General features: G+C 74.6%; 18 protein-coding genes. 9 read left to right on the plus strand and 9 right to left on the minus strand.

Translation table 11 applies throughout. From position 1 onward, the window contains the following. Positions 1–143: 143 nt before the first annotated feature. A complete protein-coding gene (locus tag AC0IVP_RS17850; RefSeq protein WP_056301107.1) occupies positions 144–812 on the plus strand; it encodes a potassium channel family protein in 669 nt (222 codons plus the stop codon). Next, positions 812–1471, plus strand: coding sequence for a potassium channel family protein (locus tag AC0IVP_RS17855; protein WP_056301110.1), 660 nt, complete (start codon positions 812–814; stop codon positions 1469–1471). The genes AC0IVP_RS17850 and AC0IVP_RS17855 overlap by 1 nt, the downstream gene beginning before the upstream one ends. A gap of 24 nt (positions 1472–1495) precedes the next feature. On the opposite strand, the gene AC0IVP_RS17860 is transcribed toward AC0IVP_RS17855, so the two are convergent. From AC0IVP_RS17860 to AC0IVP_RS17890, 7 genes are all read right to left on the minus strand, one after another. After that, positions 1496–2305 carry a DUF3159 domain-containing protein gene (locus AC0IVP_RS17860; RefSeq protein WP_471758284.1) on the minus strand — a complete coding sequence of 270 codons (810 nt, stop codon included), beginning with the start codon at positions 2303–2305 and terminating at the stop codon, positions 1496–1498. After that, positions 2302–2679, minus strand: a complete 378-nt coding sequence (locus AC0IVP_RS17865; protein ID WP_056301112.1) for an OB-fold nucleic acid binding domain-containing protein — start codon at positions 2677–2679, stop codon at positions 2302–2304. The genes AC0IVP_RS17860 and AC0IVP_RS17865 overlap by 4 nt, the downstream gene beginning before the upstream one ends. Beyond that, a complete protein-coding gene (locus AC0IVP_RS17870; RefSeq protein ID WP_056301115.1) occupies positions 2676–3461 on the minus strand; it encodes an alpha/beta hydrolase family protein in 786 nt (261 codons plus the stop codon). Before AC0IVP_RS17870 ends, AC0IVP_RS17865 begins: the two co-directional genes overlap by 4 nt. Continuing rightward, positions 3458–4207: a DUF3710 domain-containing protein gene (locus tag AC0IVP_RS17875; RefSeq protein WP_471758286.1), complete on the minus strand. Its 750-nt coding sequence runs from the start codon at positions 4205–4207 to the stop codon at positions 3458–3460. Before AC0IVP_RS17875 ends, AC0IVP_RS17870 begins: the two co-directional genes overlap by 4 nt. 1 nt (position 4208) lies before the next feature. Next, entirely contained in the window at positions 4209–4718 is a 510-nt protein-coding gene (gene dut / locus AC0IVP_RS17880) for a dUTP diphosphatase (protein ID WP_056301121.1), read from the minus strand. 41 nt (positions 4719–4759) lie between these two features. Continuing rightward, a complete protein-coding gene (locus tag AC0IVP_RS17885) occupies positions 4760–5677 on the minus strand; it encodes a hypothetical protein (RefSeq protein ID WP_471758288.1) in 918 nt (305 codons plus the stop codon). A 70-nt stretch (positions 5678–5747) separates the two neighbouring features. Then, positions 5748–6047, minus strand: coding sequence for a DUF4193 domain-containing protein (locus AC0IVP_RS17890; protein WP_056301126.1), 300 nt, complete (start codon positions 6045–6047; stop codon positions 5748–5750). A 315-nt stretch (positions 6048–6362) separates the two neighbouring features. On the opposite strand from AC0IVP_RS17890, the gene AC0IVP_RS17895 reads away from it, so the two are divergent. Both AC0IVP_RS17895 and AC0IVP_RS17900 read left to right on the plus strand, forming a co-directional pair. Further along, positions 6363–7421 (plus strand): phosphotransferase family protein, encoded by a 1059-nt coding sequence (locus AC0IVP_RS17895; protein WP_471758290.1) that lies wholly within the window; start codon positions 6363–6365, stop codon positions 7419–7421. A 79-nt stretch (positions 7422–7500) separates the two neighbouring features. Further along, positions 7501–8034 (plus strand): LytR C-terminal domain-containing protein, encoded by a 534-nt coding sequence (locus AC0IVP_RS17900; protein ID WP_471758292.1) that lies wholly within the window; start codon positions 7501–7503, stop codon positions 8032–8034. A gap of 20 nt (positions 8035–8054) precedes the next feature. Here the strand turns inward: AC0IVP_RS17900 and AC0IVP_RS17905 are convergent, their stop codons facing one another. Beyond that, entirely contained in the window at positions 8055–8915 is an 861-nt protein-coding gene (locus tag AC0IVP_RS17905; protein ID WP_471758294.1) for an inositol monophosphatase family protein, read from the minus strand. Between the two features lie 62 nt (positions 8916–8977). On the opposite strand from AC0IVP_RS17905, the gene ppgK reads away from it, so the two are divergent. The 5 genes from ppgK (at position 8978) to AC0IVP_RS17930 (ending at position 15781) form a co-directional block, all read left to right on the plus strand. After that, entirely contained in the window at positions 8978–9721 is a 744-nt protein-coding gene (gene ppgK, locus AC0IVP_RS17910; protein ID WP_056301139.1) for a polyphosphate--glucose phosphotransferase, read from the plus strand. Between the two features lie 275 nt (positions 9722–9996). Beyond that, a complete protein-coding gene (locus AC0IVP_RS17915; RefSeq protein ID WP_471758296.1) occupies positions 9997–11304 on the plus strand; it encodes an RNA polymerase sigma factor in 1308 nt (435 codons plus the stop codon). Positions 11305–11722: 418 nt separating this feature from the next. Further along, the gene (locus AC0IVP_RS17920; RefSeq protein ID WP_056301144.1) at positions 11723–11938 is read left to right on the plus strand and encodes a DUF7455 domain-containing protein; all 216 of its coding nucleotides are present in this window, start codon (positions 11723–11725) and stop codon (positions 11936–11938) included. Between the two features lie 142 nt (positions 11939–12080). Next, complete coding sequence (locus AC0IVP_RS17925; RefSeq protein WP_471758298.1) at positions 12081–14627, plus strand: VanW family protein; 2547 nt, start codon at positions 12081–12083, stop codon at positions 14625–14627. Positions 14628–14683: 56 nt separating this feature from the next. Next, a complete protein-coding gene (locus tag AC0IVP_RS17930) occupies positions 14684–15781 on the plus strand; it encodes a YihY/virulence factor BrkB family protein (RefSeq protein WP_056301146.1) in 1098 nt (365 codons plus the stop codon). Positions 15782–15859: 78 nt separating this feature from the next. On the opposite strand, the gene AC0IVP_RS17935 is transcribed toward AC0IVP_RS17930, so the two are convergent. Further along, the gene (locus AC0IVP_RS17935; RefSeq protein WP_056301150.1) at positions 15860–16084 is read right to left on the minus strand and encodes a DUF3039 domain-containing protein; all 225 of its coding nucleotides are present in this window, start codon (positions 16082–16084) and stop codon (positions 15860–15862) included. Positions 16085–16195: the final 111 nt, after the last annotated feature.

Genomic DNA, 16195 nt, shown 5'->3' on the forward strand with positions numbered 1-16195 from the left:
CGAGGATGGTACGGCGGGGACGGCGGGCCGACGGCGGCCGTGACGCGCGATGGGCCACACCCCGGTCACCCATCGGTGTACGTTCGCGCGCTGTACGCCTCGGCGGTCCGCGCCGGGGCGCGAGAACCCCCGGGAGTCCCCTCGTGCACGTGGTCGTCATGGGCTGCGGCCGGGTCGGTTCGGCCATCGCCCGCCGCCTGGAGGAGATCGGCCACAGCGTGGCCGTGATCGACCAGAACGCCGAGGCCTTCCGCCGTCTGGGCCCGGAGTTCGCCGGCCGCCAGGTCACCGGGCTCGGCTTCGACCGGCAGACCCTGCTGGACGCCGGCATCGACTCGGCCGGGGCGTTCGCCGCGGTCAGCAGCGGCGACAACTCCAACATCATCAGCGCCCGGGTGGCCCGGGAGACGTTCGGCGTCGAGCACGTGGTCGCCCGGATCTACGACTCCAAGCGGGCCGAGGTCTACGAGCGGATGGGCATCCCCAGCGTGGCCACCGTGCCGTGGACGGTGAACCGGCTCATGCGCGAGCTGCTCAGCGTCAAGGTCACCGAGATCTGGCGCGAGCCCACCGGTCAGGTCCTGCTGATGCGGGTCACCGTCACCGACGGCTGGGTCGGCCGGCCGCTGGCCGAGCTCGAGCGGGCCACCGGCGCCCGGGCCGCCTGGGTGGTCCGGTTCGGCGAGGCCCAGCTGCCCAAGCCGGGCACCGTGCTCCAGACCGGCGACCACCTGGTCGTCGCCGCGACCGACGACATCGTCGCCACCGTGCACGACGTCGTGGGGCACGCCCCCGAAGGAGGGAACCACTGATGCGGGTCGCCATCGTGGGGGCCGGCGCCGTCGGCCGCTCCATCGCCGGGGAGCTGCTGGGCAACGGCCACGCCGTCATGCTCATCGAGAAGAACGGCGCCAAGGTCCGGGCCCGAGCGGTCCCCGGCGCCGAGTGGGTCCAGGCCGACGCCTGCGAGGTGACCGCGCTGGAGGAGGCCCACCTGGCCACCTGCGACGTCGTCATCGCCGCCACCGGCGACGACAAGGCCAACCTGGTCGTGTCGCTGCTGGCCAAGACCGAGTTCGCGGTCAACCGCGTCGTGGCCCGGGTCAAGGACCCGCGCAACGAGTGGCTCTACACCGAGGCGTGGGGCGTCGACGTCGCCGTCTCCACCCCGCGGGTACTCGCGGCCCTGGTGGAGGAGGCGGTGACCGTCGGCGACGTCGTGCGGCTGATGAGCTTCCGCAAGGGCGCCGCGAACCTGACCGAGATCACCCTGGCCGAGGACACCCCGTGGGTGGGCCGGCCGCTGCGCGACGTGCCGCTGCCTCGGGAGACGGTGCTCACCGCGATCCTGCGGGGCGACCGGGTCATCACGCCCTCCCCGGACGAGCCGTTGGAGGCCGGGGACGAGCTGCTCTTCATCATGCACGGGGACGTCGAGGACGAGCTGCAGCAGGTGCTCTGCGCCGGCTGAGCACCGCCCGCGGGCTGACCGGGGTCAGCCCGCGGGACGCTCGTCCGGTGCGTCGGGCCGGTGCTCGGCCGGCGCCGTGGTGTCGGCACCGGCCGGGGCGCGGTGACGGTGCAGCCGGGCCACGGCCCACAGCGTCACCACCAGCGCGAGCCCGGTGACGGGCAGCCCGAGCACCAGCGAGGCGGTGCCGAGCAGCTCCACCTCGTTGCGCAGGTACAGCACGCCCTGGACGGCGAACCGCACCACGAAGGTGGCCGCCCACAGGAGCGTGAGCCAGGTGTAGACCCGCACCACCCGGCGGTCGGTCCGCCAGTGCCGCTCGGCGACGGCGTCGGGCTCGCGTTCCGCGTCGGGGTCCGCACGCTGGGTCAGCTTCCCCCCGGCCCGCCCGCGCAGGCTGCCGCGCACCGTGTGGGTGGCCAGCCCGCCCAGGTGGCTGGGGGCCAGGAACTCCGCGGCCACCCCGACCAGCGGCCAGCGGACGACGACGGAGCCCAGCAGCACCAGCCCGATGGCGGCGTTGCGGACCAGGCCCAGGACGAAGAAGTCCCGGGCCTCGCCGGACTGCCGGGCGATGAACACCGCGATCGCGACGCCGACGAGCCCGCTGAACGCCTGCTGGACGCTCTCCCGGCGGACCAGCCGCAGCCCGAACACCAGCACCGCGGCCACCCCGGCCGCCCAGATGCCGGCGGTGAGGCCACCGAACCCGTTGGCGACCACGAAGGCCACGGTGGGCAGCGAGACGTCGACCATCCCGCGCCAGCCCCCGAGCTGGTCCAGGACGAGGTGCCGGTCGACCGCCAGCGACTTCTTGCCGCTGGGGGCGCTCACCCGATGCCCAGCTCGTACCAGGGGTTGTAGATGACCTTGCGGCCCTCGAAGGAGGCGAACCGCCCGCGGGCGGTGAGCGTGCGGCCGGGCTCGATGCCGGGGATGCGACGGCGACCCAGCCAGACCAGCGTCACCGAGCCCGAGCCGTCGAACAGCTCGGCCTCCAGCGTCGGCACGGTCTCCCGCGGGGTGTAGACGACGGACTTCAGCCGCCCGGTCACCGCGACCACCTTGCCCTTCTGGCAGGTGCTCACCGGCTCGCAGCCGGAGCTGGCCACGCCGGACTGCAGCTGCTGGGCGTCGATGGTCTGGTCGTCCGCGGTCAGCGACTGCAGCTTGCGGGAGAGCCAGCTCTTCGGACGGGTCTCGGTCACGGGACCAGCGTAGACAGCTCCGGGCCCGGCGTGCGGTGTCTGTCCAGCCACGTCCTGGCCAGGTCCCACGCGGCACCGTCGACGTCGATGAGCGGCATGTGGTCCCCGGGCACCGCTGCGACCTCCACGGAGGGGTCCACGGCGGCGTACCGCTCGCTCTGCTCGGGGACGACGGTGGTGTCCTCCACCCCGTGCACGCACAGCACCGCCGCACCGGTGGGGGCCAGCCGGACCGGGCTGGCCGTCGCGTAGCGGCCGGGGTGCTCGGCCGGGGTGCCGCCGAGCAGGTCGGTGACCGCACCGTCGCCCATGCCCTGCTCCGCGGCCCGCTCCAGGTCCAGCACACCGGCCTGCAGGACGGCGGCGGTCACCCGCACCCGGGGGGCGGCCCCCGGGGCGCCGGCGGGCAGCAGGTGCCGGCCGGCGGCCCAGCCGGCCAGGTGGCCGCCCGCGGAGTGCCCGACGACGGCGAGCACCGAGAGGTCCAGCCGGTCGACGTCGGGGAGGCCGGGCAGCGCGTCGAGCGCGGCTGCGACGTCGTCCAGGGTCTGCGGCCAGCCGCCGCCGCTGCCCACCCGGCGGTACTCGACCGACACGGCGGCCCACCCGCGCGCGGCCAGGTCCTCGGCCAGCGGGCGGGCCAGCTCGATGCCGTACGCGGCCCGCCAGAACCCGCCGTGCAGCACCACGGCGACCGGTGCGGGGCCGGACCCGGCCGGCAGTGTCAGCTCGAGGAACTGCTGCGGGTCGGGTCCGTAGCTGCTGCGACGGGGGGCGCTCACGGAGCGGGCGACACCCCGCCGGCGGGCGGGGTCGTGCCGGCGGCTGGCGGGGTCGCCCCGGCGGCCTTGGCGGCGGCCTGCTGGCGGGCGACCTGTTCGGCGGCCTGCGGCGGCAGCGTCATCGGCAGCTGCTCACGCACCGGCATGGGCTCGGTCCCCCGCACCACGACGATGCCGCGGAAGGCGTCCTCCAGGGCGGCACCGGCCTCGGGGGTCTCGGCGGCGGCGCCGCTGATCATGCCGCGCAGGAACCAGCGCGGGCCGTCGACGCCGATGAAGCGGGTCGCCCGGCGCACCGGCGGGGAGGGCTGGGTCTGTCCTGGCTGCGGCGGCGGGCTGGCCTGCACGTACCCGGCCAGCTCCGGGCCGAAGGGGCCCTCCTGCTCGGTGAGCGACCCGCCCTGGCTGCTGGCGCTCTGCGCGAGGTCGCCCCGCACGCCGTCCCAGATGCCGCCGGCGCGCGGCGCGGCGAAGGCCGACACCTGCAGCAGGGAGTCCCCCGCGCGCAGGCTCGCCCCGACCACCTTCTGGCTGGCGTTGACGTCCACCCGCAGCTCCATGCCGGGGACCGCGGGCAGCCGCAGCGACCCCAGGTCCACCCGGTTGACGCCGTCCTCGGGCGCGTCCGCCTCGTCCCACGGGCCGAGGGTCTCCTCGACGTCGCGCTCGCGCACCTGCGGCTCCGGGGGCACGCCCCGCTCCCGCACGCTGCGCTCGATCCGGTTGCGCCGCCGTCCGAACGGCATGTCAGACCTGCCCCTCTGTCGTCTCTGTCTGTGGCAGGGGGGCCGGCGGACCGCCGGAGCCCCCGGTCGACCCGTGCCCACCGCTGCCGCGCACGCTGTCGGGCAGCCGGTCCACGGGGGTGAAGACCGCCCGCACCACCGGCTGGACCACCAGCTGGGCGACCCGGTCGCCCCGGCTCAGCCGGATCGTCTCGGTGGGGTCGGTGTTCACCAGGTTGACCTTGATCTCGCCCCGGTAGCCGGCGTCGACGGTGCCGGGGGCGTTCACCAGGCTCAGGCCCACCCGGTGGGCCAGCCCGGAGCGGGGGTGCACGAAACCGGCGTACCCGTCGGGGATCGCCACCGACACCCCGGTGCCCACCAGCGCCCGCTGGAACGGGGCCAGCACGACGTCCTCGGTGACGGCGAGGTCGGCCCCGGCGTCCCCCGGCAGCGCGTAGGCCGGCAGCGCGGCGCCGTCGGCGAGGGTCACCGGGACGGTCACCGGGGGCTGGGGTGTGGCGTCGGGCACGGCAGCGAGGCTAGTGCCCGCCGCTGGCGGCGGGTCGGCGGTCAGGACGAGCCGGGCAGCGCCGTGCGCAGGTCGGCGAGCACCTTCTCGGCCAGCTGGGTGGTGGCCTTGCGGTTGCTGCGGGCGGCCAGCGTGGCGCCCAGCAGGAAGGGGGCCGCGGAGGAGACGTTGCGGGCCAGCCGGCGGGTGACCCGGCGGCGGAGCGCGTTGACCCCGGCGCTGCCGATGGTGGACAGCAGTCCGCCCTGCCCGGGGACGCCGTCCACGGCGCGCTGCGAGGTCCAGGCGTTCAGGTAGGCGCCGGCACGCTGCCCGGCCTCGCCCACGGCGGGTCGGCCGTGGAGCTCGTGCAGCTCGCCGATCAGCACGACCTCGACCGCGGCGACCAGCACGGTCTCCGCGCCCAGCTCCAGCGGCAGTGCCACCATCGAGGGCGGTGCGAACCACTGCGCGGCGGTCAGCCCGCCGGTGGCGGCCCCGATGCCCGCGGTCAGGGTCGCCGCGCGGGACACCAGGTGCTCGGCGATCTCGCTGTCGGTGCGGCCGGGGTGCGCGGCGCGGATGCGGTCGCGGTCCCGGATGGGCAGCCTCGGTGCGGCGGTGCGGAGCAGGTCGGTGAGGACCGTGCCGGGGTTCCAGCTGCGGCCGCCGGCCTCGCCCGCGCCGGCGGTGGCCGCCGGGGCGCCGTCGTCACCCCCGCCGCGGACGGCGGAGGCGACGGCACCGACGACGTCACGCAGGGTGCGGGCGGCCCGGCTCCCCGCGGCCGGGCCCGCCGTGGAGGGACCAGACGCCGGGGCGTCGCGGTCACCGAGCAGTCCGGCGACGGCGTCGGCGAGGGACCGGGCCGCGCGGCCCAGACCCCCACCGCTCTCCGGGCCGGGGACGACCTCGCCCTCCACCGGGCGGGGCCGCGGCACGTCCCGCACCGGTCCGGTGCGCGGTCCCTCGCTGCTCACGGCTCCCCCTCGGTGGTCCTGCAGTGGTGGTGCGGTGTGGCGGTGTGGCGGTGCGGTGTGGCGCGACCGGTCAGGCGCAGTCGCGGCAGACCAGCCGGTCGCCCTTGGTGGAGGCCAGCCGGCTGCGGTGGTGCACCAGGAAGCAGCTCGAGCAGGTGAACTCGTCCTCCTGCTTGGGCAGCACGCGGACGGTGAGCTCCTCGTTGGACAGGTCGGCGCCGGGCAGCTCGAGCGCCTCGTTGAAGTCGGTCTCGTCGACGTCGACCGAGGAGGACTGGGCCTCCGCGCGACGGGCCTTGAGCTCCTCCAGGGAGTCCTCGCCCATCTCGTCGGACTCGTTGCGGCGTGGGGCGTCGTAGTCGGTGGCCATGGTGTGTGCCCCTCTTCCCTGATGTCGCGGGCGCGCACGGTGTGGCGTTCCCGCTCGGTGTCTCTCGTCGGCCGCCCGGTGGGGCGACCCGGAGGTCTGTGTCGTGCACCGGTGTCGGCCGGGACGGTGTCGCCCGAGGGCTCCGACCCGGTCCCCCGATCGGCTCCGGCAGCCCCCCAACGCGGTGCGCACCGCGTTTGTGCCCGGCTGGGCCGCGGTCACACCCCGTGCCCACCGTGACGTGCGACGGCCTCGGCGGGGAGACGTCGTCCGGCACTGCAGGGGGGCGGGGGCGCCAGAGGTTACCCTGCGCCGATGACCGCCGCCGTGGGTGCTGATCCAGGGGTCGTGGGCCCCTACCTGGCCACCGTCCTGGCCGACGAGCGCTGGCGGGAGGTGGACGTCGACCTCATCGCCGCGGGCATGTCCAACCTCACGTACGTGGTGACCCCGACGGCAGGTCCGGGCGGCCGGGACGACGAGGCGGCGGTGATCCTGCGGCGTCCGCCGACCGGGGCCGTGCTCGCGACCGCGCACGACATGGCCCGGGAGCACCGGGTCGTCAGCGCGCTGGGCGGGACGCCGGTGCCGGTCCCCCGCACGCTGCACCTGTGCACCGACACCGAGGTGCTCGGGGCGCCGTTCTACGTGATGGAGCGGGTCGTCGGCGTGCACGTCGTCGACGAGCTGCCGGCCGGGTACGCCGAGACGCCGGCCCAGCGGCGCCGGCTGGCCGAGGGCCTCATCGACGTGCTGGCCGACCTGCACGCGGTGGACCCGGCAGCTGTGGGGCTCTCCGACTTCGGCCGGCCCGAGGGCTTCCTGGCCCGTCAGGTGCGCCGCTGGACCACCCAGTGGGAGGCCACCCGGGACCGCGACCGGCCCGAGCTGGACGCCCTCGCCGCCCGGCTGGCCGCGACCGTGCCCGACACCCGCCGGACAGGCATCGTGCACGGGGACTTCCGGCTGGACAACTGCCTGCTGGACCCGGAGGTGCCCGGCCGGGTGCGCGCGGTGCTGGACTGGGAGATGTCCACCCTGGGCGACCCGCTCACCGACCTGGGGATGCTCTTCGTCTACTGGCCCCAGGCAGGTGAGGACCGCGGCGTCGCCCTGTCGCCGGTGACCACGCTGCCGGGCTTCCCGACCCGGGCCGAGGTGGCCGAGCACTACGCCGCCCGCAGCGGCACCGACCTGGGCGACCTGTCCTGGTACGCCGGGTTCGCCTACTTCAAGTTCGCCTCGATCCTGGCCGGCATCGTCGCCCGCTCGGCCGCGGGGGCGATGGCCGGCAAGGACACCGCCGGCTACGCCGACAAGATCGACCCCTGCGTGCGGCTGGGACGCGCCGCGCTCGAGGACGGTGCCCTCTGAGACGGTCGGGTCCCACTAGAGTCCCCGACGTCGAGAGCCCCAGCCCCCGAACGCGGGGGGCCGCCCGAGTGGAGCGCAGTTGAGCGAGTCCCGTCCCCCGGTCCGCTCACGCAGTGGCCGTCGGCCGATCGTGCCCCTCGTGTTCCTGCTGGTGCTGGCCATCGCCGCGCTGGGTGTCTGGTGGAACGTCTTCCGGGACGCTGCGGCCACCGACCGCGCCCAGGCCGCGGCCTGCACGAGCGCCGCTGTCGCCCCGCCGTCCCTGGACCCGGCCACGCTGCAGGTGCGGGTGTTCAACGCGACCGACACGGCGGGTCTCGCCCAGACGGTGGCCAGCACCCTGCAGTCGCGCGGCTTCGCCGTCACCGAGATCGCCAACGACTCCAGCGGCCGCGAGGTCGCCGGGGCCGGCGAGGTGCGGCACGGTCCCCGCGGCAGCGAGGCCGCCCGGTACCTGGCGGTCCAGCTGCCCGGGTCGACCGACTTCGTCGACACCCGGGCCGACGCGACCGTCGACCTGGTGATCGGCCCGGCCTTCACCGAGCTGGCCACCGCCGAGCAGGTCGCTGCCACCCTGGCCCCCGCGACGGACGTCCCCGCCGCCGCCTGCTGACAGCGGGCCCTGCGCCCGGGCTACCGGTGTGCCTCGTGCGCCCGGGCCACCAGCGCGAGGAAGTCGGTCTCGATCGAGGCCGGGACGGCGGTCACCAGCGGGTCACCGGACCCGTGCCCCGTGGTCACCGCGACGCGCAGACCGGCCTCGGCGGCGACCAGGTCGGCCGCGACGTGGTCCCAGGGCTTGAGGTCCAGCTGGTAGAACGCGTCCACCCGACCGGCCGCGGCCAGGCAGATCTCCACCGCCGCCGACCCCCAGCGGCGCACGTCGCGCACCTCGGGCAGCACGGCGGCCAGCACGTGGCCCTGCCGGGTGCGGATGCCCCGGTCGTAGGCGAACCCGGTGGCCACCAGCGTCAGCTCCAGGCTCGCGGGCGAGGACGAGCGCAGCGCCGTCCGGACGCCGTCGCGGGTCACCCAGGCGCCCCCGCCGCGCACCGCGGCGTAGGTCTCCCCCGTGGGCACGTCGACGACCACGCCCACCTCGGTGACCCCGTCGACCTCTGCGGCGATGCAGACGGCGAAGGACCCCAGGCCGTAGAGGAAGTTGACCGTGCCGTCGATGGGGTCCACGACCCAGCGGACGCCGCTGGAGCCCTCCCGGGAGGCCCCCTCCTCCCCCAGCACCCCGTCGTCGGGCCGGGCCCCGAGCAGCCGGTCGACGACGAGGGCCTCGCTGGCCTTGTCCACGGCAGTGACGACGTCGACGACGCTGGTCTTGGTGTCCACGTCGTCGCCGGCGCTCGCGCGGCCGGCGGAGACGAGGGCGGCGGCCTCGGCGGCGGTGGCCAGGGCCAGCTCGAGCAGCTCCGTGGCCAGGGGGGTGGGCAGGGCGGCGGACGGGGCGGCGGACGGGGCAGTGGACGCGGGAGTGGTCACGTGGGGTGATCCTGCCGGAGTCGGTGCTGTGCGACTGCGGCGGCGATCACTAGCCTGTCCGCGTGCAGGGCTTCGGAGTAGACGTCGGTGGCAGTGGCATCAAGGGGTGCCTGGTCGACCTGGACAGGGGTGAGCTCATCGGGGAACGGGTCCGGATACCGACCCCGCAGCCGGCCATGCCCGACCCGGTGTACGACGTGATCGGCGACATCGTCGGTCAGTTCGGCTGGGAGGGGCGCATCGGCGTCACCTACCCCGGGGTCATGAAGAGCGGCGTGGCCTACACCGCCGCCAACATGGACCCGACCTGGATCGGCACCGACATGGCCGCCGGCGTCGAGACCCGGATCCCGGGCACGGTGCAGACCCTCAACGACGCCGACGCCGCAGGGCTCGCCGAGATGGCCTACGGCGCCGGCAAGGGCCAGCGGGGCCTGGTGCTGATGCTGACCTTCGGCACGGGCATCGGCAGTGCCCTGTTCATCGACGGGCGTCTGGTGCCCAACACGGAGTTCGGCCACATCGAGGTCGACGGCGCGGACGGCGAGAAGGCCGCCTCGGCCGCCGCGCGCGAGCGTGAGGACCTCAGCTACCCGGACTGGGCCAAGCGCGTGGACCGCTACCTGGACACCCTGGAGCGGGGCCTGTGGCCCGACCTGATCGTCGTGGGCGGCGGGGTGAGCAAGAAGGCGCACAAGTGGGTGCCGCTGCTGTCGACCCGCACCCGGGTGGTGCCCGCCGAGCTGCTCAACGACGCCGGCATCGTCGGTGCGGCCCTGGCCGCCGAGCAGCGCATCGGCCAGTGAGCCCGGCGCTGGGCAGTCGCACAGCGGACGCACACGTCCGGGCGACCCGATCACGTACCGCAACTGCTGACCGGCCGCGGGCCCGTCGTTACAATGGTGACGCCCCGCACCTCGCCGGCCCAGCCGGACAGACCTCTCCGTCCCGCAGCCGGTCGTCCCACACCACCGGTCTCCCGTGCCGGAGTGCGTCTGTGCGTCCGGTCCCGGGGCCGCTGCCCGAGGGCCTCCACCCCGGGGAACGCACCGCAGCACCGCAGCACGGGAAGGAACCCCGAGTGACCGCCGCCAAGTCCGTCGCCCCCCAGGACACCGCGCCGTCCACCGCCAGCCCCTCCACCGCCAGCCCCGCCGCCGCACCGGCGAAGCGGGCCGCGGCGAGGAAGCCGGCCGCGCGGACCAAGCCGACGATCACCCCCTCCCCCGGGCAGGACGCCGCCGAGGGCACGGTGCTCACCGCCGTCGCCACCCCCGGGCAGGCCACGGCCGTCGTCGCCGGCAAGGAGGGTCTGACGCTGGACGAGAGCGCCGTCGTCGGCAAGGACGGCGTGGCCGAGACCGAGGAGAAGCCCGAGGCCGACGCCGCCGGCTCGACGGAGTTCGAGTGGGACGACGAGGAGGAGAGCGTCGCGCTGCGCCAGGCGCGCAAGGACGCCGAGATGACCGCCTCGGCGGACTCGGTGCGCGCCTACCTCAAGCAGATCGGCAAGGTCGCCCTGCTCAACGCCGAGGAGGAGGTCGACCTCGCCAAGCGCATCGAGGCCGGCCTCTACGGCTCCGAGCGGCTGCGCCAGGTCGAGGCCGAGGGCACCAAGCTGACGACGCAGATGCGCCGGGACCTCAACTGGATCGTCCGCGACGGCGAACGCGCCAAGAACCACCTGCTGGAGGCCAACCTCCGCCTGGTCGTCTCCCTCGCCAAGCGCTACACCGGCCGCGGCATGGCCTTCCTGGACCTCATCCAGGAGGGCAACCTCGGGCTCATCCGAGCGGTCGAGAAGTTCGACTACACCAAGGGCTACAAGTTCTCGACCTACGCGACGTGGTGGATCCGCCAGGCCATCACCCGCGCGATGGCCGACCAGGCGCGCACCATCCGCATCCCGGTGCACATGGTCGAGGTCATCAACAAGCTGGGTCGCATCCAGCGCGAGCTGCTCCAGGACCTGGGCCGGGAGCCCACGCCGGAGGAGCTGGCCAAGGAGATGGACATCACCCCGGAGAAGGTGCTGGAGATCCAGCAGTACGCCCGGGAGCCGATCAGCCTGGACCAGACCATCGGCGACGAGGGCGACAGCCAGCTCGGTGACTTCATCGAGGACTCCGAGGCCGTCGTGGCCGTCGACGCGGTCAGCTTCACCCTCATGCAGGACCAGCTGACCAGCGTGCTGCAGACGCTGTCCGAGCGGGAGGCCGGCGTCGTCCGGCTGCGCTTCGGCCTCGCCGACGGCCAGCCGCGCACCCTGGACGAGATCGGCCAGGTCTACGGCGTCACCCGGGAGCGGATCCGGCAGATCGAGTCCAAGACGATGTCCAAGCTGCGCCACCCCAGCCGCTCCCAGGTGCTGCGCGACTACCTGGACTGAGAGGGAAGACCCCCTCGTCTCCCGGACCACGCTGCGCGCGGCCCGGGTCCCTGCGAGGGGGCCGTTCCATCCGGTCGGGGGTCACTCCACGGGAGCGGGTCGGTCGCGGTGTGGGAGGACGGGCTGGCGGGTAAGCGCGTAGCGTGGGAGGCGTCAAGCAAGCAGCGGACCCCACTGCCGGCCCCCGGGTCGGTGCACCGATGAACCACCGAGCACGTGCACCACGAACGACCACCACGACCAGTGAGATCCCTGCCGACCCGCTCCACCCCCAGGTCCCGCGGACCCGCGACACGCCGCCATCGGCGAGTCGGGAGTCCATCGGACCGGATCGGGAACACCGGGGGTCATCCTGGCGCTGTGCAGGAGGCCGATCCGCAAGCGCGGGTCCGTGCGGTAGAGAGCGAGTGATGACCAGATGACACAGACCCTGACGACGAGCCCGCCCACCGACGACCTGGTCGTTCCCTTCCACTGCGACCGCTGCGGCGCGCTCGCCAAGGTGCGCGTCGTGCTCGCCAGCGGCAGCGACCTCGTCTTCTGCGGGCACCACGCCCGCGAGTACGACGCCAAGCTGCGCGACATCGCCGTCGACATCATCGACGCCGACAGCGAGCAGCCCGTCACGACCTGATCGAGACGCTATCGTCGCTCCCAGCGATGGAGCTCTCACCTGACGACGCCGCCGGTGCTCCCGTCCTTCCCCGGGACGAGCACCGGCGGCGTCGTCGTACCCCGGGCAGGTGCCCCGGCCAGATCGAGGCGGAGACCACCCGATGAGCGACCCCACCCCGCGCGAGGAGACCCCGCGCGAGGACCAGCAGCGAGCCGACGAGACCCCGGACCAGCCCGCGGAGACCGCGGCCACCCCCGAGGACCCTGCCGCCGAGCGGCCTGCGCTCGAGGACCCCGCGCCTGCGGACACTGCGCGTGCGGACCCGGCGTCCGCCGACGCCGCGGACCGCACCGAGCGACTGCAGCCCGACGGCACCGTCGGGTCGGCCCGCCCGGGCTCCCCTGCCGCGCCGCCCGCGGTCTCCCCGCAGCGACCCGTCGCCTCCGTGCGGCCCACCCCGCCGTCGGCGCCGGCACCCCAGCTGCCGCTGACCCCCCGTCGCCGCGCCCGCGACGAGGACGCTCCGCCGCCGGTCCCGGTCGAGCAGCTGCCCACCAGCGAGCTGGCCACGCCGTCCACCCGCACGCCGTCCGCCCGCACGACGCCGGCGCCCGACGAGCGGCCCGCGGCCCCGGTCCGCGACGAGGAGCCCAGCGACCTGGAGACCACCGCCGAGGTGCCGGCGGCCGTCGTCCCGCGCGACGTCTTCGACGACGTCCCGCCGCGCAGCCCTGCCTCGGCTGCACCGCAGCCGCCGGACGAGCCCGAGCGGGAAGACCCCACCGTCGTCGCGGCCGCCTCGTCGGCCTGGGCGGACTCCCCCGCGGAACCGTGGCCCGCGTCCGGCACCGAGCACGAGGCCGTCACCGGCGACACCACGGACGACGGTCCCGGTGACCCCGAGGACACGGGCACGTCCCGTCCCTGGTGGCGCCGTCCCGCCGTGCTGGCCCCGGTGGGCCTGCTCGTCCTGCTCGGCGTCGTCTACGGCGCCGACCTGGCCGTGGCCGGGGACGACGTCCCCCGCAACACCGTGGTCGCCGGCGTCGACGTCGGCGGCATGTCCCCCGCCGCCGCTGCCGACACGCTGACCGCCGACCTGGCCCCGCGGGTGACCGCGGACCACGTCCTGGTCGCCGACGACGTCCAGGGCACGCTGTCCCCCGCCACCGCCGGCATCACCCTGGACGTCGACGCCACCGTGCAGGCGGCGTCAGGTCAGCCGCTGAACCCGTGGACCCGGGTCGTCTCGCTGTTCACCGACCGCGAGGTCGAGCCGGTCATCACCGGCGACGAGACCGCGCTGGAGGCCCAGCTCGAGCAGTTCGCCGGCCAGGTCGACCGGGCGCCCAGCGACGCGACCATCGCCCTGAGGGGCACGGAGGCCTCCGTCGTCCCGGCGGTGACCGGTCGCGAGCTGGACCGCGCAGGCGCGGCAGAGGCCGTCACCGAGGCGCTGGCCTCCGGCGGCGACCCGGCCACGCCGATCGACCTGCCGGTGGAGACCACCGACGTGCTGGTCCACGAGGAGCAGGCCCAGCAGGCCCTCGACGAGACCGTCACCCCGGCACTGTCGGCACCGGTCACCGTCGTCGGCGACGACGGTGCGACGACCGCGGAGATCGACGAGGCCGGGATCGGCTCGGCCCTGGTCTTCACCGGGCAGGAGGACGGCACGCTCGCCGTCACCCTGGACCCCGCGGCCCTCTCGACCGCCCTGGGCGACCAGCTCGGGGAGTTCGGCACGCCCGCGGTGGACGCCGACTTCGCCGTCAGCGGCAGCTCGATCTCCGTGGTGCCCTCGGTCGACGGCACCGGCATCGACCCGACCGCGCTGGCCGGGCAGCTGCTGCCGGTGCTCGCCCAGCCGGCCCCGCGCCAGGTCACCGCGAGCCTGGGCCCCGTGCCGGCGGAGTTCACCACCGACGAGGCCAACGCCCTGGGAGTGGTGGAGCAGATCAGCACGTTCACCACCAACTTCACCAGCCAGGCCTCGGGCACCAACATCCGCGTGGTGGCTGCCGAGGTGGACGGCGCGCTGATCCTGCCGGGCGAGGACTTCAGCCTCAACGGCTACACCGGGCCGCGCGGTGAGGCCCAGGGCTACGTCGCCGCCGGCGTCATCAACAACGGCGAGTTCACCCAGGCCGTCGGTGGTGGCATCAGCCAGTTCGCCACCACGATGTTCAACGCCGTCTTCTTCGCCGGGCTCGAGGACGTGTTCCACAAGCCGCACAGCTACTACATCTCCCGGTACCCGGCGGGCCGCGAGGCGACGGTCTACTACGACTCGATCGACCTGAAGTGGCGCAACGACAGCCCGACCGGTGTCTACGTGCAGACGATCTGGACGTCGAACTCCCTCACCGTGACGTTCTGGGGCACCCAGCGCTACGACATCGAGTCGATCAGCAGCGACCGGTACAACGTGCGCTCCCCCGTGGTGCAAGAGAAGCCCGACGACGGCTCGTGCTCCCCGCAGGGCGGGTCCAACGGGTTCGACATCACCGTGACCCGGGTCTTCAAGGACCCGGCGACCGGTGCCCAGATCCGCACGGAGGACTTCCAGACCCGCTACGCCGCAGAGCCGGTCATCCGCTGCGTGCCCGTCGCGCCCCCCGCGCCGGAGGGCACCGCCCCCGCGGCGCCGGCCCAGCCGACGGGCCGCCGCCCGTCCCGGACGGTCCTCCCGGGCGTGTCGACCTGACCCGTCCGGGTGGGCGGCCCCCGACGGGGGACGGTTGGCCCGTGCACACTGGTCGGATGGCGACGGTCCTGCCTTCGGGCGCTGCGGCGGGTGCCGGCGCCGAGGAGCCGGACCCGGTCCTCGACGACCGGGCGCCCGACGAGGAGCACACCGGCTCGACCGCCAGTGCGTCCTCGGCCCGGGTGCCGTGGTCGCCGAAGCTCGCCGTTGCCCGGGCGCCGGCGCCGGTCCGGGTGCCGTTGCAGGTGCTGGGCCGGACGGTCGCCAAGGCCTGGCACGACCGCATCCTGGGCCTGTCGGCCGAGGCGTCGTTCTGGCAGGTGCTGTCTGTCCCGCCGCTGCTGATCGGTCTGCTGGGGTCGCTGGGCTACCTGGGCAACTTCATCGGCGACGACACGGTCACCGAGATCGAGGACCGGCTCGTCGACCTGGCCTCCCAGGCGCTGACCCCCGACGTCGTGGAGACCCTGGTCCAGCCCACGCTCAACGACATCCTGGGTTCGGGTCGGCTCGACGTGGTGAGCCTGGGCTTCCTGGTCTCGCTGTGGGCGGGGTCCTCGGGGGTGGCGACCTTCATGAACACCAGCGTCATCGCCTACGACCAGCGCGACGTCCGCGGTCCGATCCGCACCCGGCTGATGGCCCTGGGCCTGTTCGTCGTCGCCCTGGTGATCGCGGTGCTGTCCCTGCCGCTGCTGGTGCTGGGCCGCACGTCGATCGTGGCGCTGCTGCCGACCGAGTGGCAGGACACCGCGACCGTGTTGGTGAACGCGGTCTACTGGCCCTCGGTGCTGGTGCTGCTCGTCCTGGCCCTGACCAGCTTCTACCACGTGACCCTGCCCCGCCGGCTGCCCTGGCTGCGGCACCTGCTGGGTGCGCTGTTCGCGGTGGCGTTCTTCATCGCGGCGTCCCTGGTGCTGCGCACGTACGTCGCCGACATCCTCACCACGGCGCTGCCCTACGGCGCGCTGGCCGCCCCGATCGCGGCCCTGCTGTTCTGCTTCTTCCTCGGCATGGCGATCCTGCTGGGCGCGGAGATGAACGCCACCGTCGAGGCACGCTGGCCCAGCGGCCAGCGCCGCCACGACCGCCGCCGCAAGCGCCGCCGCGAGGCCAAGATCCACCTCGAGGCCCGCAAGCTCGGCCTTCGCTGACCAACCGCGCCCGATGGAACGGCCTCGTCGCAGGGGCCCGCCCGGCGCGCAGCGTCGGGTGGGGGGCGACGAGGTCCTTCACTTCTTGAGCTGCGCGTAGACCTCCTTGCACGGCTCGCACACCGGACTGCCGGGCTTGGGGCTCTTGGTGACCGGGAAGACCTCGCCGCACAGCGCCTCGACCATGGTGCCCATGACGGCGCTCTCGGCGATCGCGTTCTTCTTCACGTAGTGGAAGACCTCGGGGCCCTGGTCGGTGCTCGAGTCGCGGACGTCGGGACGCTCGAGGATCTCGGTGCTCACGGTGGGACTCCCTGTCGGTGGTCGGGGGCTGCGGGCGGGCCGGCACCGGGGGGTCTCCCGGGCGCTGCGACCCGCCGTCCATGATGACAGGGTGTCTGCCCCCACACCCCG

Source organism: Klenkia sp. AC732 (assembly GCF_979256525.1).

What these genes read in the sequence shown, in the direction of transcription:
- AC0IVP_RS17930 (WP_056301146.1), top strand. Translation starts at nt 14,684, where the DNA reads ATGGCGACGGTCCTGCCTTCGGGCGCTGCGGCGGGTGCCGGCGCCGAG.
- AC0IVP_RS17895 (WP_471758290.1), top strand. Translation starts at nt 6,363, where the DNA reads ATGACCGCCGCCGTGGGTGCTGATCCAGGGGTCGTGGGCCCCTACCTG.
- AC0IVP_RS17890 (WP_056301126.1), bottom strand. Translation starts at nt 6,047, where the DNA reads ATGGCCACCGACTACGACGCCCCACGCCGCAACGAGTCCGACGAGATG.
- AC0IVP_RS17920 (WP_056301144.1), top strand. Translation starts at nt 11,723, where the DNA reads ATGACACAGACCCTGACGACGAGCCCGCCCACCGACGACCTGGTCGTT.
- AC0IVP_RS17875 (WP_471758286.1), bottom strand. Translation starts at nt 4,207, where the DNA reads ATGCCGTTCGGACGGCGGCGCAACCGGATCGAGCGCAGCGTGCGGGAG.
- AC0IVP_RS17925 (WP_471758298.1), top strand. Translation starts at nt 12,081, where the DNA reads ATGAGCGACCCCACCCCGCGCGAGGAGACCCCGCGCGAGGACCAGCAG.
- AC0IVP_RS17855 (WP_056301110.1), top strand. Translation starts at nt 812, where the DNA reads ATGCGGGTCGCCATCGTGGGGGCCGGCGCCGTCGGCCGCTCCATCGCC.